Origin of the sequence: Acinetobacter sp. YH12106, from assembly GCF_013418995.1 — a bacterium.
GTDB lineage: Bacteria > Pseudomonadota > Gammaproteobacteria > Pseudomonadales > Moraxellaceae > Acinetobacter > Acinetobacter pseudolwoffii.
Genome location: NZ_VPAV01000019.1, coordinates 13,239 through 34,114 on the forward strand (window position 1 = coordinate 13,239; position 20,876 = coordinate 34,114).

General features: G+C 42.5%; 20 protein-coding genes. 12 read left to right on the forward strand and 8 right to left on the reverse strand.

The genetic code is table 11. The features are described from left to right. Positions 1 to 70: 70 nt before the first annotated feature. Complete coding sequence (locus FTU45_RS12040) at positions 71 to 748, reverse strand: TetR/AcrR family transcriptional regulator (protein WP_005173788.1); 678 nt, start codon at positions 746 to 748, stop codon at positions 71 to 73. Between the two features lie 223 nt (positions 749 to 971). Between FTU45_RS12040 and FTU45_RS12045 the strand changes: the two genes are divergently transcribed. Then, positions 972 to 1,820, forward strand: coding sequence for an SDR family oxidoreductase (locus FTU45_RS12045; RefSeq protein WP_074383703.1), 849 nt, complete (start codon positions 972 to 974; stop codon positions 1,818 to 1,820). Between the two features lie 97 nt (positions 1,821 to 1,917). On the opposite strand, the gene FTU45_RS12050 is transcribed toward FTU45_RS12045, so the two are convergent. Both FTU45_RS12050 and FTU45_RS12055 read right to left on the reverse strand, forming a co-directional pair. Continuing rightward, the gene (locus FTU45_RS12050) at positions 1,918 to 3,282 is read right to left on the reverse strand and encodes an MATE family efflux transporter (protein ID WP_100329698.1); all 1,365 of its coding nucleotides are present in this window, start codon (positions 3,280 to 3,282) and stop codon (positions 1,918 to 1,920) included. 128 nt (positions 3,283 to 3,410) lie between these two features. Continuing rightward, entirely contained in the window at positions 3,411 to 4,565 is a 1,155-nt protein-coding gene (locus tag FTU45_RS12055) for a methionine aminotransferase (protein WP_100329699.1), read from the reverse strand. 245 nt (positions 4,566 to 4,810) lie between these two features. Here FTU45_RS12055 and FTU45_RS12060 point away from each other — a divergent pair, with 245 nt between their 5' ends. Genes FTU45_RS12060 through FTU45_RS12070 form a run of 3 tightly spaced genes read left to right on the forward strand, consistent with a single transcriptional unit; the run spans position 4,811 to position 10,653 of the window. Next, positions 4,811 to 7,612, forward strand: coding sequence for a type VI secretion system Vgr family protein (locus tag FTU45_RS12060; protein ID WP_180076448.1), 2,802 nt, complete (start codon positions 4,811 to 4,813; stop codon positions 7,610 to 7,612). Positions 7,613 to 7,627: 15 nt separating this feature from the next. Beyond that, the gene (locus tag FTU45_RS12065) at positions 7,628 to 9,760 is read left to right on the forward strand and encodes a LysM peptidoglycan-binding domain-containing protein (RefSeq protein ID WP_180076449.1); all 2,133 of its coding nucleotides are present in this window, start codon (positions 7,628 to 7,630) and stop codon (positions 9,758 to 9,760) included. An 8-nt stretch (positions 9,761 to 9,768) separates the two neighbouring features. Further along, positions 9,769 to 10,653 (forward strand): hypothetical protein, encoded by an 885-nt coding sequence (locus FTU45_RS12070; protein ID WP_180076450.1) that lies wholly within the window; start codon positions 9,769 to 9,771, stop codon positions 10,651 to 10,653. Between the two features lie 47 nt (positions 10,654 to 10,700). On the opposite strand, the gene FTU45_RS12075 is transcribed toward FTU45_RS12070, so the two are convergent. Then, positions 10,701 to 11,621, reverse strand: a complete 921-nt coding sequence (locus FTU45_RS12075) for a Dyp-type peroxidase (protein WP_005094570.1) — start codon at positions 11,619 to 11,621, stop codon at positions 10,701 to 10,703. A gap of 161 nt (positions 11,622 to 11,782) precedes the next feature. Here FTU45_RS12075 and FTU45_RS12080 point away from each other — a divergent pair, with 161 nt between their 5' ends. Then, the gene (locus FTU45_RS12080; protein WP_005094568.1) at positions 11,783 to 12,403 is read left to right on the forward strand and encodes a LysE family transporter; all 621 of its coding nucleotides are present in this window, start codon (positions 11,783 to 11,785) and stop codon (positions 12,401 to 12,403) included. Positions 12,404 to 12,731: 328 nt separating this feature from the next. Here the strand turns inward: FTU45_RS12080 and FTU45_RS12085 are convergent, their stop codons facing one another. Genes FTU45_RS12085 through FTU45_RS12100 form a run of 4 tightly spaced genes read right to left on the reverse strand, consistent with a single transcriptional unit; the run spans position 12,732 to position 15,283 of the window. After that, positions 12,732 to 13,214 carry a DUF523 domain-containing protein gene (locus FTU45_RS12085; RefSeq protein ID WP_005094567.1) on the reverse strand — a complete coding sequence of 161 codons (483 nt, stop codon included), beginning with the start codon at positions 13,212 to 13,214 and terminating at the stop codon, positions 12,732 to 12,734. A 3-nt stretch (positions 13,215 to 13,217) separates the two neighbouring features. Next, entirely contained in the window at positions 13,218 to 14,018 is an 801-nt protein-coding gene (gene znuB, locus FTU45_RS12090) for a zinc ABC transporter permease subunit ZnuB (protein ID WP_100329705.1), read from the reverse strand. A gap of 3 nt (positions 14,019 to 14,021) precedes the next feature. Further along, positions 14,022 to 14,804: a zinc ABC transporter ATP-binding protein ZnuC gene (gene znuC / locus FTU45_RS12095; protein ID WP_005173813.1), complete on the reverse strand. Its 783-nt coding sequence runs from the start codon at positions 14,802 to 14,804 to the stop codon at positions 14,022 to 14,024. Next, positions 14,786 to 15,283 carry a transcriptional repressor gene (locus tag FTU45_RS12100; RefSeq protein ID WP_180076451.1) on the reverse strand — a complete coding sequence of 166 codons (498 nt, stop codon included), beginning with the start codon at positions 15,281 to 15,283 and terminating at the stop codon, positions 14,786 to 14,788. The genes znuC and FTU45_RS12100 overlap by 19 nt, the downstream gene beginning before the upstream one ends. Before the next feature lie 146 nt (positions 15,284 to 15,429). Between FTU45_RS12100 and FTU45_RS12105 the strand changes: the two genes are divergently transcribed. From FTU45_RS12105 to atpA, 7 genes are all read left to right on the forward strand, one after another. Continuing rightward, on the forward strand, positions 15,430 to 16,266 hold the full coding sequence (locus FTU45_RS12105; protein ID WP_100329707.1) for a metal ABC transporter solute-binding protein, Zn/Mn family: 837 nt from the start codon (positions 15,430 to 15,432) through the stop codon (positions 16,264 to 16,266). A gap of 174 nt (positions 16,267 to 16,440) precedes the next feature. Further along, positions 16,441 to 16,833, forward strand: a complete 393-nt coding sequence (locus tag FTU45_RS12110) for an ATP synthase subunit I (RefSeq protein WP_005173819.1) — start codon at positions 16,441 to 16,443, stop codon at positions 16,831 to 16,833. 110 nt (positions 16,834 to 16,943) lie between these two features. Then, positions 16,944 to 17,819, forward strand: a complete 876-nt coding sequence (atpB, locus tag FTU45_RS12115) for a F0F1 ATP synthase subunit A (RefSeq protein WP_005094552.1) — start codon at positions 16,944 to 16,946, stop codon at positions 17,817 to 17,819. 85 nt (positions 17,820 to 17,904) lie between these two features. Next, the gene (gene atpE / locus FTU45_RS12120; RefSeq protein WP_000424060.1) at positions 17,905 to 18,150 is read left to right on the forward strand and encodes a F0F1 ATP synthase subunit C; all 246 of its coding nucleotides are present in this window, start codon (positions 17,905 to 17,907) and stop codon (positions 18,148 to 18,150) included. Positions 18,151 to 18,189: 39 nt separating this feature from the next. Then, entirely contained in the window at positions 18,190 to 18,660 is a 471-nt protein-coding gene (locus FTU45_RS12125; protein WP_005173825.1) for a F0F1 ATP synthase subunit B, read from the forward strand. 12 nt (positions 18,661 to 18,672) lie between these two features. Beyond that, entirely contained in the window at positions 18,673 to 19,209 is a 537-nt protein-coding gene (locus FTU45_RS12130) for a F0F1 ATP synthase subunit delta (RefSeq protein WP_005173826.1), read from the forward strand. Between the two features lie 43 nt (positions 19,210 to 19,252). Further along, the gene (gene atpA / locus FTU45_RS12135) at positions 19,253 to 20,797 is read left to right on the forward strand and encodes a F0F1 ATP synthase subunit alpha (protein WP_100355398.1); all 1,545 of its coding nucleotides are present in this window, start codon (positions 19,253 to 19,255) and stop codon (positions 20,795 to 20,797) included. Positions 20,798 to 20,876: the final 79 nt, after the last annotated feature.

Sequence of the window (20,876 nt, forward strand, 5' to 3'; positions counted from 1 at the left end):
CGGTGCTTCAGCAGAAATTAGCAACCTGTTTTAGAATGCAGAAAATCTGGTTAAGCCTTCGATTTAACAGCTATTTTTTGTCGGAAAATGACTCCAATAATGCCAAAAATACCACACTGCACGATGATAAAACTTCCTCCAATGACTGCTTGAATCCGCTCATGACCCAGCGAATGGCAATTTGGGTGACATAGCCATTTAACCCGGTCGACACCAGTGAAATTTCCTGCTCACTACGATTTAACTGCGGCATCATTAACATGACAAAGGCATGAATCATGCGGTCGAAGCGCGACATGGTTTCATGAATGGTGGCCTGATTATGCAACTCCTGTACCAGCATGGCATCAATATAAATGATCCGTGCCATACGCGGATTGTCACGCAAGGTGCTAAGCAAGGCGGTTAGCCCCGCTTCAATCATTTTTTTCGGATCAGTGGATGCCTGCATCATGGCCTGCATGACATTCTGTTGCAGTTCATCAATCAGTTTTAAAAAGATGGTCTGAAACAGGTGCTCACTTTTTTTAAAAGATTCATAAAAATAACGTTCGGTCAGTTTGGCTTCATTGCAGATATCTTTTACGGTTACTGAAAAAAAGCCATGGCTGCCATAAGCTTCAATGCCGGCTTCAATCAGCTTTTCACGACGTACCTGCTGTCGCTCAGCCATCGACAGGCCTTTAAACTGACGTTCCTTGCTTTTGGGTGGTCGTGATGGTGCTGCTGCATTGATTGAATCGGTCATAAGGCCTGGCTACTCATCTGCATGAAGATTTTGAATATCTTAGCAATAAATCACGCTTTGACCTATGTCGAAATTCAGCAGAGGAATTTGGCCGCTAAGGACATCGGATAATTATTGACAATATATATTGTCAAAATTATATTGAGGGTCTGTGCTAACTCCTGAAACAACAGAACAAGATCCTGCTGTCATGGAAGAGCAGTTATTTACATAAGGAAATTCAATGAAAAATTTTAAGAATAAAGTCGCTGCCATTACCGGTGCCGGTTCAGGGATCGGTCAGCAACTGGCAGTTTTGCTGGCACAGCAAGGCTGTCATCTGGCACTAAGTGATATTAATGAACAGGGACTGGCACAAACGGTTGAATTGTTGCAGGGCAGTGATGTCCGGGTGACGATTCAAAAAGTCAACGTGGCCAAGCTACAAGAGGTACGCAGCTGGGCAGCACAGGTGGAGCAGGATCATGGCAGTGTCAACATGATCTTTAACAATGCCGGCGTGGCACTTGGCTGCACCGTAGAAGGTGCGAGCTATGAAGATCTGGAATGGATCGTCGACATTAATTTCTGGGGCGTGGTGTATGGCACCAAAGAATTTTTGCCTTTAATCAAGAAAACCGGCGATGGTCATGTGATTAATATTTCCAGTCTGTTTGGTTTAACCGCGCAGCCGACCCAGTCGGCATATAACGCGACCAAGTTTGCAGTGCGTGGTTTTACCGAATCCTTGCGTCAGGAACTGGATCTGCAAAATTGCGGTGTGAGTGCACTTTGTGTACATCCGGGGGGAATTCGTACCAATATTGCCAATGCTGCGAAAATGAATGACAGTATGCTGACCCTGGGCATGAATCCGGAAAAAGCCGCCCGTAATTTTAATAAACTGCTGCGTTGCCCGCCAGTAGAAGCCGCTCGTCAGATTCTGGAGGCGGTACAGAAAGACAAACGCCGTTTATTAATTGGTAACGATGCCAAAGCTGTTGATTTGATTCAACGGATCTTGCCAAGCGGCTATCAGCATGTCACTGCACTGGCAAGCCAATTCGGCAAAAAGAAGAAAAAATCTGCTTAAATCATTGGATATTAAACCCGCGAAAGCGGGTTTTTAATCTTTTATTGCAGATCAGGAGTGAGTTGCTGTAAGGCTGTAGGCATGTAAAATAATGAAGCTAAACCAATATTTTAATGGTTTTTTTCTTCCAGACCAACTGATAATACAGTCCCTGCAAAATACACATGCTGACAAAGGCCAATGCATAGGCATACCAGATCCCTTCCAGCCCCCACCACTGGCTAAACAGATAAGCGGCAGGAACTTCAATACAAAGAATTGCAAAAATATTGATCAGCATCGGTGCAGTTACCGTACCACTTGAACGCATAATTGACGCAAAAATGGCGCTGGCACCAAAGAATAAAATAGACCAAAGCACAATGAATAAAAGTTGCTGACCCAGCACCACGACCTGAGGATCAGTAATAAACAGTGCCATTAAATATTTTGAGAACAGATAGGCCAAAACCACCAAACCGCCAGTAAACAGAATATTCATACTGAGTGCAGTCCGTGTGACTTTATTCAGCAAATCGGATTTTCCTGCACCAATCGCTTGTGCACCAAACACAGAAGCTGCAATCGCAATCGACAGAGCAGGAAACTGGATATAATTTAACACCTGGTTGACCGCACCATAGGCAGCCGTTGCTTCTGCGCCATAGCGGTTGACCAAGCCGACAATCACCAGACCGGCGACAGAAGTCGTGATCATCTGTATTCCAGTCGGAACGCCCAGACTTAAAATAATTTTGCTTAATTTAGGCTGATGGCGGATATGTTTTAATAATGCCCAGTCCAGCCTGAGCGGATGTTGTTTATAATTTAAATACAGGACTAGAAACAACAATACGGCCAGATTACCCAAAATGGTGGCAATTGCCGGCGAGATAATGCCCATTTGGGGAAAGCCAAAATATCCGGCAATTAATATCGGGGTGACTACCAAGCCCACGCCAATGGTGAGTGCGGAAGCAAACAGCGGTGTGGTGCTGTCGCCTACACCGCGCAAGATAGAGGTATAAATAATATAAATAAAAATTAGGGGACTACCTGCCAGCATCCATTGCACATAGGGCAAGGATAAATGCATCACCTCCAGATCTGTACCGAGCGCCAAGAGGATATTTTCGGCAAAAATCACTCCAAACAGCGCGATCAAGCTTCCGCCAATCAAGGTCATAAATAAAGTTGAACCGACCACACAGCGCACTTTTTCGATATTTTTTGCGCCCCAAGCCTGTCCAATGAGTACAGTAGAACCGGCAGATAAGCCAATGACAAAAGCCATCAAACAAAACAGGATCGGGAAAAATACCGCAACCGCAGCAATAGCATTGACTCCCAGCATTTGCCCGACAAAAACCGTATTAATCGTACCTGAAAGGCTTTGCAGGATGTTGGTTGCAATTAATGGCAACAGAAATACCAGAAAGGCCTTCCATAAATTCTGTTGTTGGATCAGTGATTGCTGTGCCATGCCCTATCCTGTTATTGATTTTTCATCTATTTAATTATGTTGCTATTATTGAATAAAGCAGGAATAAAGGCCTTAGCTTTTAAGTAACTAAGGCATTTATTTTATAAGAATTTTAGTTAAAATTTGAATTAAACCTTTGAAAGAATTTGACCTGCCTGAATCAGGGTCTGTTCTTTTTTTGCAAAACAGAACCTGAGCAGACGTAAATTGGCAGGCGGTTGCTGGTAGAACACAGAGACTGGAATTGCCACGATCCCGTGTTGCTCTGCCAGAAAATGACACATCTCTACATCATTTAAATCAGGCCGGATAGCCGAATAATCGAGATTCTGGAAATAAGTTCCTTGAGAGGGCGTCCATTTAAAACGTGATGTTTCAATTGATGAATTAAATAGATCACGTTTGTTTTGATAGAACCGTGAAAGTTCGCGTATATGTTCAGGATGCTGTTGCATGTATTCTGCCAAAGCCACCTGAATCGGAGTCACGCCACAGAAGCTGGCAAACTGATAAATCTGTCTGAACATTTTCATGAGTGGCGGTGCCGCAATACAAAAACCGGTTTTCCAGCCGGTGACATGAAAGGTTTTACCAAAAGAACCGATCACGAAGCTACGCTCGCGCAGTTCAGGAAATGACCAGGCTGAATGGTGCTGAACGCCGTCAAAAACCAGATGTTCATAGACTTCATCGGATAACACCACAATATTGCGCTCACGGATCAGCTCAATCAGATGCTGCCAGTCTGCTCTGGACCAGACACTACCGCTGGGATTGTGAGGAGTATTGACCACAATCATGCGGGTATGGTCATTGATGGCATCTTTCACCTGACTCCAGTCCACAGAAAATTCTGGATGCTGTAATGCAATATGTACGGGGGTTGCACCAGCCAGCTGTATTGCAGGTGCATAACTGTCATAGCTCGGATCGAAAATAATCACTTCATCACCCGCACGAACTGTGGCCTGAATCGCACAAAAAATCGCAATTGTGGCGCCGGAAGTAATCGTGATCTCTTCTAGCGGGTCAATGCTCAGCTGATCGCGCTGTCGATACAGATCGGCCACCAGCCCACGCAATATCGGCAAGCCATCTCCAGGTGCATACTGGTTAAATCCGTTATGACTGGCCCGGCTCAAAGCCTCAATCAATGCCGGTGGCGCAGGAAAGTCTGGAAATCCCTGTGAAAGGTTCAATGCGCCGAGTTTTTGTGCCAGGGCCGACATGGTGCTAAAAATCGTGATGCCTAGATCAGGCAGTTTAGAGGGGAATTCCAGCATGTCCTTGGCCTTGAAAATAAGATTGAATCCAGTGTAGCAGCAAGTTCTACTCTGGATAATCAGAAAATTCTGAAATATTTGGCATTATTTTTACTTCTATTTTTCAGAGATTTATTGAATAGGTGCAATTGAATTACTGAAAATCAAATGCCTAATTATGTGAAATGCACACTGAGCTGGACGAAATGGACAACTTTTCCTAGAATTTGCTCCACAATAATAATGCTTAAAACTATAACTATAAAATGCCAAAACATATTCATCTGCTACTGGAGCAACTTGGGCTGAACCGGCAGCATCGTGCGCTGTATCTGCAGTTTTCACATCTGCTCTTAAATCATCAGGTCCTGATTCAGCGGATTGATGGCCAGCATCAGATTAATCAGGGTCTGCAGGCAGAACTGATCTGCCTTTCTACGCAGGCCAATCTTGCTTTAAAGCAATTTATAGGCTGTCAGGTGGCAGTAGATCAGGTAACAGATCGTGGCGAACTTTTTCGAACCAGTGGCATTATTACCGCAGCCAGTCAGGGACACAGCGACGGTGCCTTGAGTCTGTATAAACTGACCATGCAGGATGCTACTGCATTCTGGCACAAACGCCGTAATAGTCGGGTGTTTATGAATAAGAGCGTGCGCGAAATCAGTGAAATATTATTTAGTGAATGGCAAAGTAGAAGTGCATTATTTGCAGCCAGTCTTAGTCTGGACTTGACCGGATTAAATCGGGATTACGATGTACGCCCTTTTGTGATGCAGTCCAATGAGTCGGATTATGATTTTTTAACACGTTTATGGCGTAGTGAAGGAATAAACTGGCTGGTTGATGAAAAGCACTCCATTGTTCCGGTGTCCGCTACTGAGATTCAGCCGCAGATCCTGCGTTTAATCGATCATTCTCAAGCCTTTTCAGCTTTAAAACGCCGTTCAATCCGCTTCCATCGCAGTCATGCCACCGAGCAGTTTGATACGCTGACCAGTCTGATTGCCGTACGTCAGCTTAATTCCAACAGTACCCATACCCAGCGCTGGCAAGCGCAGCACCTTGCGCAGGATCAAAGCCAGTCCTTATTAAATACTCATCAGCAAAGTAGCGTGCAGGATACGGCCAGTCTGAATCTTGAGGATGCCTGGAACATTAGTCCGGCCTGGACAGGTGATTTGAATGCCGAGGATCAGGTGACGGCATCTGGTACGGCACAACTGGAACGACTGAATCAGCAGCTCAATCATTATCATGCGCTGCAATCCAAATATTTTAAAGCCAGCAGCAGTGTACGTGATGCTCAGGTCGGGTATTGGTTTGAATTAAAACAGCATGCTGAAATTGATCAGCATCCCGTGCATGAGCGTGAATTTTTGATTTTGGGTAAACGCTTCTATAACCAGAATAATTTACCTAAAGATATTTTATTGCAGCTAGACAGCTTGCTCGGCCAAAGTGATTGGCAAATTTCGGAGGAAGAACGGCAGGGCAATCAGCTGTATATCGTCCGTCGTGACATTCCGGTCGTACCTGAATATCAGCCTTTTGTGCATCGCCCCGTTGCATATCCGCAGCGAGCTCGAGTGGTCGGGCCTGAAGGTGAAACAATCCATGTCGATGCTTGGGGAAGAGTGAAAGTTCGTTTTCTATTTACCCGAAGTGATGACCATCAACATGATGCCGGTGCAGGCAGCAATGACAATGATAGCGATTCGGCCTGGATTGATGTATTAACCCCTTGGGCTGGTGAAGGTTATGGAGTCAGATTGCATCCACGAGTTGGTGAAATGGTGGTGATTGATTTTTTTGAAGGCGATATCGATCGGCCCTTTGTTATGGGACGGATTCACGAAGCAGAACGACATCCAGTGATGTTTGATGCGAAGGGACAATTACCAGCCACCAGAAAACTCAGTGGGATCCGTTCCCAAGAAGTGGATGGCGAGGGTTTCAACCAGCTGCGTTTTGATGATACGACGGATCAGATTAGTGCGCAGTTACACAGTAGTCATGGTGCTAGCCAGTTGAATTTAGGAAATCTCAGTCATCCTAAAGAAACAGAATCGAGTGAAGGTCGTGGGGAAGGGTTTGAACTTAGGACAGATCAGTGGGGGGTGGTACGAGCAGGGCAAGGCTTACTGATTTCGACCTATTCGCAAGATACAGCAGCAGGTAATCACCTGGATGCTAAGCCTACCAAGAACCAGATGGAATCAAATCTGAATAACACCAAAGTTCTGAGTGACATGGCAGAAGCTCAGCAAACTGATCCGCTTGAGCTTTTTAATAGCTTAAAACAATTTCTGAATCAACTAGAAACTGAAGATGCGAGCAAAGCCACTGCATTTAAACAGGCTGTTATGGTATTAACGGCACCACATTCGATTGCGCTGAGTACAAATGAAAATATTCATTTATCTGCAGACCAGCAGATAAATTACAGTGCAGGGGAAAGTATCCATCTATCGACTCAACAGTCTCTGATTGCACATGCGCAGCACAAGATCAGCCTATTTGCTGCTCAGAACGGAGCACGCTTATATGCAGGCAAAGGTAAAATTGAAATACAGGCCCAAGATGATGCCATCGAAGCAATTGCACGGAAGGTGATTAAGCTGATTTCAACTGAAGACAAGATTGAGATCACCAGTCCGAAAGAGATCCTGCTAACCGCGGGAGGGTCTCAAATAAAGATTAATAGCAGTGGAGTATGTATCACAACTGGTGGAAAGTTTGAATGTAAAGCGGGGCAGCATTTGTTTGAAGGTGGAGCCAAAGTTGCTTATAAGCTGCCTCAGCTTCCAAATAACGCTTTATGTAGCAATAGGCTAGATGCATATAATCTATTTTGGCAATCTGATTTCAGCTCAATAAGCTATAAGGCTTTTATTCCTGATACGAATTCGTATATTTCAGGCCAGCTGGATAGACATGGCCGCACTGGCAAAATTGCTACAACAGACCCCTCTAAAGTTGAAGTATTGGTGGGTTTCGATGGGGACTGGGGGTTAAGTGTCCAAGGCTACAACATAGATGATTTAATAGAGCATCATAATAAATAGGATATAAAAATAAAAATGACGAATAAGTCTTTAGTTACAGTACAAATTTTAGATTTGCTAGGTAATCCCATCCCTAAAGTTCAATATGAGGTTAAAAACAGTAAAACAGGCCAGCATGTGGTACGGGGGGCTACTAACTCCAAAGGATGTCTGTATGAAATACAAAGAGATAAAGGAACAGTCTTAGATGTATACGTCAAAAACTTTTTTGGCGGCAGTATGAAAAAAGTTCAGACATTTAAAATGTCTAAAGACCGTATGTTGGTTAAAGTGATTAGTCCAAAAATTCTTTTAGATTTAAAGACTATAGAGAATGAAGGAAGCAACGGAGATTATAAGCGCAAAACGCATATAGTTAAAAAGGGTGAAAACTTATTTTCTATTGCGCAGCAGTATCATACGACAATCCGGGTGTTGGAAAGACTGAATGGAATAAAAGACCCTAATATAATCAGCATTGGGCAAGTAATTAAGTTACCAGTTAACGTACCGGAAACAGGGAATAATACAAGCAGTGATAGAAAGCTAAATCCTCAAAAAATCGATTCTCAAAATAATAAACTTCAATCATTTGAAGAGTACCAAAAGAAAGCATTAGAACAACTTAATGAATGGTATGAGGAAGGGAAGAAAGCACTTTCAGATGTGGTGAAAATTGATATGAAAGAGAAACGCAGTCAGGATGGTGGAACACCGAAAATGGAGACTTCTAATTTATGTAAAACCAATCCTCAATGTATATCTCAAGGTAAAAGTGAACTCATTAGAGAAGTTAATATTAGGTTGGTGGGCTTTGGAGGTGCGTTGCCTACTGATGAATTTACTCCCTTAACAGTTGAATGTATTAAGCAGTTTCAGCGGGACTATATGGGAGTTTCTGAAACTGGGAAAATATGTGGAACATTACTAGCCGCATTAGATAAGTTCTATTATGATTATCCAATTGCAGATTTTATGAAGAAAGCAACGTGTCCATGTGGTCAGTGTAAAGGATATGGAAACAATAGAAGAGGGTTTAGTTCCGGGGTTAGTACAGCGAATGAATATCCAGGTTTGCATCGTTCACTGATCTGGATTTTAAAAAGTTTAAATTTTTATCTCAAAAATGAATTTAAGTCTAGACAGCTTGAAGTAGCGTATATTGAGTCAGGGTATCGATGTATATTTGATAACCAAAGAAAAGGACGAACCACCGTAAATCATATGGGATTAGCGCTGGATTTACATATTAAAAAAAATGGAGTAAGAACCCGAGATGTGAGTGACATGGAATTTATTAGAAAAAATATTATGATTGTTAAGATGAAGGCTAGTGAAGAAAGGATCACTAATAGAATATATTTGGAACCTACAAAATTTAAAAGTGGAGCTAAAGGGGCAGATACTTGGATTCATTTTGATATAACAAGATTCTCAAATAATTATATTGATGACCAATATTTTAAAAAAAGTATTTTGGAGTTAAATGGTCAGGTTCTAGCTGCTATTGTGCAATCATCAAATTCAATGTCCCTGTTAAATTGTTCTGGATTGAAAATAGATGCTTCCATAATTCTAAAGGTATCGGATCAGACAATTGATGACTTAGTGGTTGAGCTAGGCAATGCAATCGCTAGTGGTGAAGGTAGTTATGAAGCTTGGAATGCTGGAGCTCCAGAAGGAAAAAGGGTCAAATTTGGTAAAATGAATGATTTACCCGGAACGATTACAGGTAAAACTATTAATCAACTTTTAAATGCTGCAAAAAATTATACATGGGAAGATAAAAGAAGAAGATTTGCAACAGGAAAATATCAAACAATTCCTTCAACTTTAAATGCAGCTAAAGCCAGACTAACTTTAACTGGAAATGAATTGTATGATGCAGCGATGCAAGAAAAAGTTTTTAAAGAACATCTTTTGAGGGGACGTTCTTCTATCTATAACTTAATTACTATAGGAAGCAGTACAGTAGATCAGGCTATGATAGATGCCTCCAAAGAGTGGGCATCAATAGCCCTGCCGAAAGGATATAAAAATAAATATGGTATTCTCTCTGAGGGAAATATTGGATATCATGAATCCGGTACTAATAAAGCAAATAAAAATTCTACAGAAAAAGTTAAAAATATATTTGAAAAAATCAAAAGCTACCATTCACAAAAATGAGTATTAAAATGAAATTATTACAATTAATAGGGTTATTTTTTTTAATTTTATTACTCTCAAACTGCAGCTATTCTAAAGAAAATGATAATGAAAAATTAATTAGTCGAGATAATATCTCAATATGTAAATTTGAAAATGAAAATATTGATTTTTGCTCAAAAGAAAAAATATTAATTTATAATAAAAATATTAAAGGTATTGCTAATTTTTCAAAAGATAAAATACTCTTAACTTTAAATCATAAGCGAAATGTAGGTAAGGGTGAAGAAAGAATTGTTAAGATAATGGTGATATTAGATCCAAGTGAAAAAACTGTAACTCCAGTTCCTCAAGTAGTGGGAAATTTTGTAGATTCAAGGTTGAAAGAGATTAGTAATGAGCCTGCTAAAATTGAATACAGTAAAAATAATAATAAATTTTGTTTATCGGGAACAACTTATTTTTTAAAAGATAATAATATTAATGTTGAAAATGAATGTTATAAATTTGAAAATGGTAAAGTGTTTAAAGTTAAGAATATTCAAGGGGTAAATATAAATAAATTTTCAAATCTACCTTATTATTCAGATCTTCATGTTAAATGTATAAATAACTTTAATAAAGTGGAATGTAAGGATATGAAGTTATTTCCACCAAATGAAATAATAAAAATTTATAGTTTTATCAATCGTCAAGATGGGGAAAGTGTTTTTTTAAGAAGTGATAAAAAATATTTTTTAATTGTCTCTCCTTTTGCTGATGAAGAAGGTAATTTTTTAAGGATCATGCAAGTTGAAAGTGATCGTTTAATTGCAGAAAAGTATTTTTATATTGAGAGAAATATAGAAATAGATAGTGATTTAAAAATAAAATATTTTGAAGGAAGTAATAGAAAAGAATTTATTTTCAAGTAGTGATAGCTTTTTTTAAGGTTAAAGCCGACTTCCGTCGGCTTCTTAAATTAACCTTCCAAAACTTCTTCCAACAACTCTTCACTCGGTGCAAAGTAATATGCTCCATCTAGTGGAGTGACGAAGTGTAGCAAGCGGTCATGGATCCCATCGCCAGACGTACCAAACATACGCTCTAACATGGCATCAATAATAGTTAAATCTTTGGTATAGGCAATGAAGAATAGACCTTGGTCACCACGGCCATCACCATAAGGCAAGGAATGACGGAGAATCTCCATTTCTTCGCCTTCTTCATCTTCCACTACAGTACGTGCAACGTGAGCATTTGCCGGTTTAACCTCATCCTCCAGTTCAATCGATTCCAGTTTGGTACGACCCATCACTTGCTCTTGAGTATCGACTTTCAGCTTTTTCCACTTTTCCAGATCATGCGCATAACGCTGGGCAAAAATAAATGAACCATCCTGGAAAATGCCCGTATCTTCACTAAGTAATGCCACCTCAGCACGATCATCTGGGAATTGCGGATTTTCAGTGCCATCAATAAAGCCTGTCACATCACGGCCATCAAAATAGCGGAAGCAGACACGTTCATCCAGAACTTCAACCTGATCCTGAATTCCTTCAAAAAAAGCCTGACTCAGCGCAAAACAGATATCCGCCCGTGCACTGGCAATATGAATCAGAATATCTGCCGGAACAACCGGCATTGCAAATGAACCCTGAATCGGTTCAAGCTGTTTGAAACCCGCAGGGCTTTGTGAATAAAGTCTTGACCAAAGCTCAGGACCAAAAGCGACCGCTGTTTTAATTTGTGCTTGAGGATGTTGCGTAATCAGACGATCACGAGAAGTAAAAAGATGTTCTAATTTTTCTTTGAGTGCTTCAATATTTAAGTCTTTAAGACGCAATACAATAAAGCGAGCATGATCTGAGGGGAGGGGCAAGATTACCGATTGGGCTGTCATTCATGGCTCCTGTAATGATAAATCCTGTTTTTTAATGCACATATTGTGCCTGAAGCTCTGCAGAGTGAACAGTGCAGCGCCTTATATTTAAGCAATTTTTTAGCCTGAACCTATTGGATAAGTCCTATAATATTGTGCAAGTTTTCCAGAGTTGAATGTTCATGTCCTACCAAATGTGGTTTGCCTATATGCTGGCCTGTTGGGTGATTAGTGTTTCACCCGGTGCAGGGGCAATTGCCTCGATGTCGAGTGGGCTGAATTATGGTTTTCGACATGGCTACTGGAATGCATTGGGTCTGCAACTGGCATTACTGGTGCAGATTGCAGTGGTGGCAGCCGGAGTGGGGGTGCTGTTTGCGACCACGCCATGGGCATTTTTGGTGGTGAAATGGTTTGGTGTGGGCTATTTATTATATTTGGCTATTTTACAGTGGAAAGCGCCACTACAATCCATTGAAATTAAACATGAATTGGCACGTAAATCTGCGGGAAAACTGATTTTATATGGTTTTTTGGTGAATATGAGTAATCCAAAAGCCATTGTATTTTTACTGGCTGTATTGCCACAATTTCTGGATTTATCCAAACCACAATGGATTCAGTATGTGATTATGGCGCTGACCATGATCACGATTGATCTGATTGTGATGGCGGGCTACACGGGGCTTGCTGCAAAAGTTTTACGATTGCTCAAGTCACCAAAACAACAGAAAATTCTAAATCGTACATTTGCCGTATTATTCGGTTGTGCTGCTAGTTTGTTGAGTTTGGTACATCAATAACAGTATGGAATACATTTTTAAGTCTATTAATTGATTTTTAAGCGTATTTCATCTAGTTTGATCGCATGAAAACAACAATAGGCAAAGCAGCATGTCAACGCCATTATGGATTTTGATCTATGTCTTACACTGCATTTTAACCAAGTGGATTATTTCGTGGGGCGGGGCAGCATATATTAGAGGCTGGAAAACATGGTTTGTGTTTAACACATCTCAATCTGAAGAATGAACGAAAGATCAGGTAATTATGATGGCGTGGTTCTTTTGGATTGCATTCACGATTTTATTTTTGATTGGGCTGTTTAATCCTGAATTTCGCTTTTATAAATTAAAGAATAGTCTGTGATAATTGCGCCAAGAATTCATCTTCAGTCATCACAACAATGCCATGTTGTTTAAAGAGTGCAGCGGTAACACCATCGCCCTGAATTTTATGTCCTGAAAATGATCCGTTATAAATCAAATCACTACCACAAGAGGGACTGTGAGCTTTAAGAATTGCATGTGTGGCGTGAAAGTCTTGCGCAACTTTTAAAGCGAGATATGCACCTTGTATAAAAGCTTGAGAAACATCATTGCCTAGAATATCTATAACTAAAGATTTTTGCGCAAGTACATCTAAGCCTGAACCATTTTGAATTTCGGCAGGTGGACGTGGAATCGGTAGTCCACCTGAGATTTCAGGACACAGACTGATATATTGATTTGGAACTAAAGATTCGAGCACTTCTTTGACAAGGCAATCCTTGCCATCGTAACGAACTTTTTGACCGAGCAAACAGGCACTCACAAAGTAGCGTTTAGTCCCCATGTCCTAGCTCAGCTTTTTAAATTTCTGAAAGATAAACATCATTGCAAATAACACTGCCATGGTCAGCACAATGGTCAGCCCAGTTGAAGTATTAAGGCCTGCGCTCGACCAGAGGCCTACTGTCACGCCAATCTGTGCAATCACGAATGCCCAGATCACCATTTGGCGTGGAGAGTTTGCCAAAAGGCGAGCAGTCAGAGCAGGAATAACCAACAATGCACCCATCAATAGGGAACCGACTGCACGTAAAGCCAGTACGGTAAACAGTGCCAATAGCAACATAAAGATCAGGCGTTGCCATTTGGCATTTACCCCTTCACTGACCGCCATATCCGGATCAATCGCGATCTGAATCTGGGCTTGCCAGCTTTTATATAAAACACCTAAGGCCAGAATGATCACAATGGCAAACGTGGGCAAGTCCGTCCAGGAAATGGTCAGTAGATCACCGAATAAATAGCTGAGCAGTTCAGGTCTTAAACTTGGTAAATGTTGAATAAACAATAAACCCGAGCAAAGTAAGGTCGCTGAACACAGTGCAAGCAGGGCATCATTGGGGAGGCGGGGATCATGTAGCACCCACAGAATGGCAACCAGCAATAATGCCAAGAAGGTCACGCCCATCCACAGCGGTAGACTTAAGGCGCCTGCAATCGCAACACCTAGTAAAGTACCATGTGCCATAGTATCAGCAAAAAATGACATACGACGCCACAGCATCAAGCAGCCTAGCGGCGCCGTCAGAAACACCAGTAGTGTGCCCATAATCCATGCAGGTAAAAGGAGTTGTAACCAATCCATCATGGTTTAAGCTTCCGGCTCGGGGTGAATATGAGGGCGCGTATCATGCTGACACGGCGTAGCAGAATCGCCATGCGCACAATGATCATGATGATGCTGATAAAACACCCGATTGGTGCCAAAGATTGCCTGATATTCCGGATGCTGCTGTACGCTTTCTGGCAGGCCACTGCAACAGATATGCTTGTTCAAGCACACCACCCGAGTCGTACCTTGCATCACCCATTGCAGGTCATGTGACACCATTAATACGGCACAGCCATATTTTTCCGGCAAGTTACGCACATATTCATACAGTTCAGCTTCGGATTGAATGTCCAGACCTTGCATCGGTTCATCCAGCACCAGAATATCCGGCTGGCGTAATAAGGCCCGTGCCAAGAGCACCCGCTGACGCTCACCGCCTGAGAGTTGCTGAACTTTGGAATCTTGCAGTTTACTAATGCCAGTATCGCGAATAATTTCAGTTTTGATTTTGGATGGACATTTTTCCAGCGCCAGTAAATCTTTGACCCGCAGCGGCAAGCTATGCGATGGATTGAATTTTTGCGGCACATAAGAGAATTTCAGTTTACGTGCAGTTTTGATCTCACCGGATTGCGGTTTCAAGATGCCGAGCATGACTTTAATTAAAGTCGACTTGCCTGCACCATTCGGGCCAATCAGCGTGACAATCTCTTTTTCTTGCAATGAAAAATCAATGGCTTTTAAAATATCACGCTCATCAATCTTGACCCAGATCTGGGAGAGCTGAATCAGGGGGGAGGCACTTAAGCTTTGTTGCGACACTGCTGACAGATTCCTGAAATTTCAATAATGCTGTGATGTGCGCTAAAGTCATCCGAGCTTGCAAGTGCATCAAGTTGGTCAAGCAGACCTTGCGCTGATGCTTCTGTCACCGCTTTACATTCGGTACAGATTAAAAAAGCCGCCTGATGCCCTTCACGTGGATGGCAACAAGGAATATAGGCATTGATCGAGGTCAGGCGGTGAATCAGCCCTTTACCCAATAAAAAATCCAGAGTTCGGTATACCGTAGGTGGCGCCGCAGGACGATCACTGGTATTTTTCATTTGTGCCAGTAAATCATAAGCCCCCATCGGGCCAGTCGCATTTAAAATGAGTTCCAGCACTTCTTTACGCAAAGGGGTAAGGCGTGCGCCTGTTGCTGCACAAAGACTTTCCGCTTCAGCAAGACGTTGTGCGACATTGGGATGGTCGTGCACGCCGTGCAATGCGTTGTGGTGTTCGTGCGAACAAGAACCCATAGTTCACCTCAAGTGCGAAACTGAAAATTAATAGATTTCAAATCTTAACATGAAGCGTTCAGAGTTTCGATTGGGCATAGGTATTTTTGTATTTTTGTTATATTATAACACTTACTAATTTTCTCGTTTTTAAGTGATTTCTACTCATGTTCCGTCTCCTTGCAATGGGTCTTTTGGCTTTGTTCAGCACACTCAGTTGGTCACAAAGTCTGGTGGTCTCGACTCAGCCGATCTATCTGATTGCCAAGAAAATTACCCAGGGCGTGGAACAGCCGACTTTATTACTGGCCAATCAGAGCGGACATGATGTCAGTCTGACCCCGGCACATCGTAAAATCATTCAGGATGCCGGTCTGGTGATCTGGTTGGGTCAGGCGCATGAAGCACCGCTGGCCAAAGTGCTGAATGACAGTCATAAAGGTATCGCTATTTTGGAATCCGGTATTTTGACCACATTGCCGATGCGTAACCCGCGTGGTGAGGCCTTAAAAAATACGGTAGATACGCATGTCTGGCTCGATCCAAACAATGCCGTAAGGATTGGCTTCTTTATTGCGGCGCTGCGTTCGCAACAATTGCCGGAGAACCGTGAACTGTACTGGAAAAATGCACGCGACTTTGCGCAAAGCATGTTTGCGACGGCCCAGCGTTATAGCTCCAGCACTAAAGCCAAAGCTTACTGGTCGTATCATGATGCCTATCAATATCTGGAACGTCCCTTGAATCTGAAGTTCATGGGCGCACTGACCGATGATCCACATGTCTCGCCAACTGTGGCACAAATCAAGTTCTTACAGGATCATCGCCCACAGCCTAAAATGTGCCTTCTGGCCGAAGGTCATGCCAGTGAAAATCAGTACCGAAAACTGAAACCGGTGGTGTTTCAGCATGTCGATGAAAGCATGAGCGGGGCAGGGGACTTTGTGCAAGCCTGGCAGCAATTAGCAGCAGAAACCCAGAAGTGCGTATTAAATGCACGCTAATGATTTAAAAAATAGACAGATTTTGATTAGTTTAACAGCATTGCCCCGATTTAAAAAAACACGACTAAGGTCGGGAAAAGATTGCATGTTCAGGGGTGTAACTCTATAATGCCTGCGATTAAAAATAATCACCTGTTAAACTTGTCAAGCATGATTGCTGTGAGTGAATAAATAATGAGCCGAACTAGTCGCTTGATTGACCGACGATTAGCGAAAGCTTTGGTCCTCCTGCAAGCCTGTATGATCCCTGTTTCAGCCTTGATCGGCTGGGTCGTGAAAGACTCAACCGCAGCCCTGAGTGCAGCATTAGGTGCGCTCGTTTGTTGGCTTGCGACTTGTTATTTTTCGTGGCAATCGTTTCGAGCAGCAGGAGCCCGCGCGTCTAAACAAGTTCTTTCGAACATGTATAAAGGCTTAATGGGAAAGTTTGCAATTGTGATTGTTGGTTTCATTTTAATTTTAAGCAATGTCGAACCGTTGTCAGCGGTGGCGTTGTTTTGTGGTTTTATACTTGTTCAAGCCATGTCGTGGGTCGCTCCGTTTTGGGCGTCACGTCTACAAAAATGAGTATAGACACAACAAGAAATTGAAAAGTTTTTCAGGAGCAGGCGAGATATCAAGCAGCACGCGATATTCGTTTGTTCTATTAGTTTTTTGACATTGACCAGGTGTGATTTATGGCTGCTGAAGAACATGCCCTTACTTCGACCGAGTATATCAAGCATCACTTGACCAACATGACCTATGGCAAAATGCCAGATGGTACATGGAAATTGGCCGAGAGCGGTGCTGAAGCTCAACAGATGGGGTTCACTGCTATTCACTTGGATTCAATGGGTTGGTCTATCGGACTGGGTCTGATTTTCTGTTTGTTGTTCTGGTTGGTTGCGAAAGCGGCTAATGCTGGTGTTCCTACCAAGTTCCAGTCTGCAATTGAAATGATTATCGAGTTTGTAGATTCAAGTGTACGTGATACCTTCCACGGGAAGTCTCGATTAATTGCACCCTTAGCTTTAACCATTTTCGTGTGGATTTTCCTCATGAACTTGATGGATTTGATCCCTGTTGACTTTATTCCTTATGTAGCTCAACACGCGATTGCTTCTATGCTGGGTGTAGACCCTCATCAGGTTTACTTTAAAATTGTTCCGACTACAGATCCAAACGTTACCCTCGGTATGTCTATTTCTGTATTCTTCTTGATCATTTTCTATAGTATTCGTGAGAAAGGTGTTGGCGGCTTCGTTGGTGAGTTAGCACTTAACCCATTTAACCCAAGTAACCCAGTTGCTAAAGTGCTTTTGATTCCATTCAACTTATTGTTGGAATTGACCACTTTCTTGGCGCGACCAGTTTCATTGGCTCTACGACTGTTCGGTAACATGTATGCGGGTGAGTTAATCTTCATTCTTATCGCGTTATTACCGTTCTGGATCCAGTGGGCGTTGTCTGTGCCTTGGGCGATTTTCCACATTTTGATTATTACGCTACAAGCATTCATTTTCATGATGTTGACTATCGTGTACATGAGTATGGCAAGCGAAAAGCATTAATGGTATTGCCTAACTGTCAACGGATGGTTGGGCACACAATTTTTTAACTTAATTTGGTATAAAACCTAACCTCTGAGGAATTATCATGGAACTCACTTTAGGTCTAGTTGCAATTGCATCTGCTATCTTGATCGCTTTCGGTGCTTTAGGTACTGCGATTGGTTTTGGTCTTCTAGGCGGCCGTTTCCTTGAAGCTGTTGCTCGTCAACCAGAATTGGCTCCGCAACTTCAAACTCGTATGTTCTTAATCGCAGGTCTTCTTGATGCTGTGCCTATGATCGGTGTTGGTATTGGCTTGTTCTTCATCTTCGCTAATCCATTTGTAGGTTAATCAGCTTAATTCCGAAATTCACTATTTGAGGAATTTGCAATGAATATCAACCTCACATTGTTTGGCCAAGCGATTGCGTTTGCGATTTTTGTCGCGTTCTGCATGAAGTTTGTATGGCCACCACTAATCAATGCGATTAGTGAACGTCAGCGTCGTATCGCTGATGGCTTAAATGCTGCTGAAAAAGCGAAAGCTGACCTTGCAGATGCGCAAGCACAAGTGAAAGCTGAACTGGACACGGCAAAAGCACAAGCGGCTCAATTGATCGAACAAGCGAACCGTCGTGCAGCACAGTTGGTAGAAGAAGCGCGTACTCAAGCATCTGCTGAAGGTGAGCGTATTCGTCAACAAGCGAAAGAAGCTGTTGATACCGAAATCAATTCTGCTCGCGAAGAATTGCGTCAACAAGTGGCTGCTCTTGCAGTGACTGGTGCTGAGAAAATTCTTAGCCAGCAAGTTGATGCAGAAGCTCACAATGCCATGCTGACTCAGCTGGCTGCTAAACTTTAAGAGAGGCAGATTATGGCTGAACTCTTGACGTTAGCACGCCCTTATGCAAAAGCAGCATTTGCTTACGCTTCTGAGCAGGGTGCAACTGACTCTTGGTCAACTGCACTTGAATTGCTCAGTGCTGCGGTGCAAGACGAAGCATTTTCAGCTTATCTAAATCGCCCGGAGCTTACACCTGCTGAGCAGGTGTCTCTTTTTGCCAAAGTTTTAGGTGAAGACCAAACTGCAGCAGTGTCTAACTTCCTGACATTGCTTGCTGAAAACAACCGTTTGACGCTTCTTCCTGAAATTGCTGCAGAATATGAACAGCTCAAATCACAGAATAACAATACTGTGGATGTTGTGATTGAATCAGCATTCCCATTAACTTCTGTTCAGGAACAATTACTGACGCATGCATTAGAGAAGAAATTCGAAGCTGCAGTAAGTGTTTCTGTAGAAGTGAAACCAGAGCTTATTGCTGGTGTAGTTATTCGTGCAGGCGACCAAGTGATAGATGATTCTGCGCTTAACAAGCTTGAGAAAATGCGTACTCGTCTTCTTGCTTAAGAAATAAGAAGACTGAACTTTAAAAAGATTGAGGTATAGCGCAATGCAACAACTGAATCCATCCGAGATCAGTGCGCTCATTAAACAGCGTATCGGCGATCTGGACACCAGCGCAACCGCTAAGAACGAAGGAACCATTGTTATGGTTTCCGACGGTATTGTGCGTATTCACGGCCTTGCTGATGCAATGTACGGTGAAATGATCGAATTCGACGGCGGCCTTTATGGTATGGCACTGAACCTAGAACAGGATTCAGTGGGCGTCGTTGTTTTAGGTAACTACTTAAGCCTTCAAGAAGGTCAAAAAGCGCGTTGCACAGGTCGTGTATTAGAAGTTCCGGTTGGTCCAGAACTTTTAGGCCGTGTAGTCGATGCTTTGGGTAACCCGATTGATGGTAAAGGCCCAATTGATGCTAAATTAACTGATGCTGTTGAAAAAGTAGCACCAGGCGTAATTTGGCGTCAGTCAGTGGATCAACCTGTACAAACTGGTTATAAATCAGTAGATACAATGATCCCTGTAGGCCGTGGTCAGCGTGAGTTGATCATTGGTGACCGTCAAACTGGTAAAACAGCAATGGCGATCGACGCGATCATCGCTCAGAAAAACTCTGGCATTAAATGTGTATACGTAGCCATCGGTCAAAAACAATCGACTATCGCTAACGTAGTACGCAAGCTAGAAGAAACTGGCGCTATGGCGTATACCACTGTTGTCGCAGCAGGTGCATCTGATCCAGCAGCAATGCTGTATTTGGCTCCGTACTCTGGCTGTACAATGGGTGAATACTACCGTGACCGTGGTGAAGATGCGTTAATCATTTATGATGACTTGTCTAAGCAAGCTGTTGCGTATCGTCAAATTTCATTGCTTTTACGCCGTCCACCAGGTCGTGAAGCTTATCCAGGTGACGTGTTCTATCTACATTCACGTCTACTTGAACGTGCTTCTCGTGTATCTGCTGACTACGTTGAGAAATTCACTAACGGTGAAGTTAAAGGCCAAACTGGTTCATTAACTGCATTGCCGATTATTGAAACTCAAGCGGGTGACGTATCTGCATTCGTACCAACCAACGTAATTTCGATTACTGATGGTCAGATCTTCCTTGAAACATCATTATTCAACGCAGGTATTCGTCCTGCTGTGAACGCGGGTATCTCTGTATCTCGTGTTGGTGGTTCAGCGCAAACCAAGATCATCAAGAAATTGTCTGGTGGTATCCGTACTGCTTTGGCGCAATACCGTGAATTGGCAGCATTTGCTCAGTTCGCTTCTGATCTTGACGAAGCAACTCGTAAGCAACTTGAACATGGTCAACGTGTAACTGAATTAATGAAGCAAAAACAATATGCTCCATATTCAATTGCTGACCAGGCTGTTTCAATTTATGCATCTAACGAAGGTTATATGACTGACGTTGAAGTGAAGAAAATCGTAGACTTTGATGCTGCGTTAATTTCTTACTTCCGTTCAGAACATGCTGCGTTAATGCAACAAATCGATGCCTCTGGTGATTACAACAAAGACATCGAAGCTGCAATCAAAGCAGGTATTGAAAGCTTTAAAGCGACTCAAACTTACTAATTTAGCAACTTGCTAGATTAGTGTTGGTTTGGTTCACGGAATCAACCTTCGGAAGCTCGCAAGGGCTTTCGAATACTAG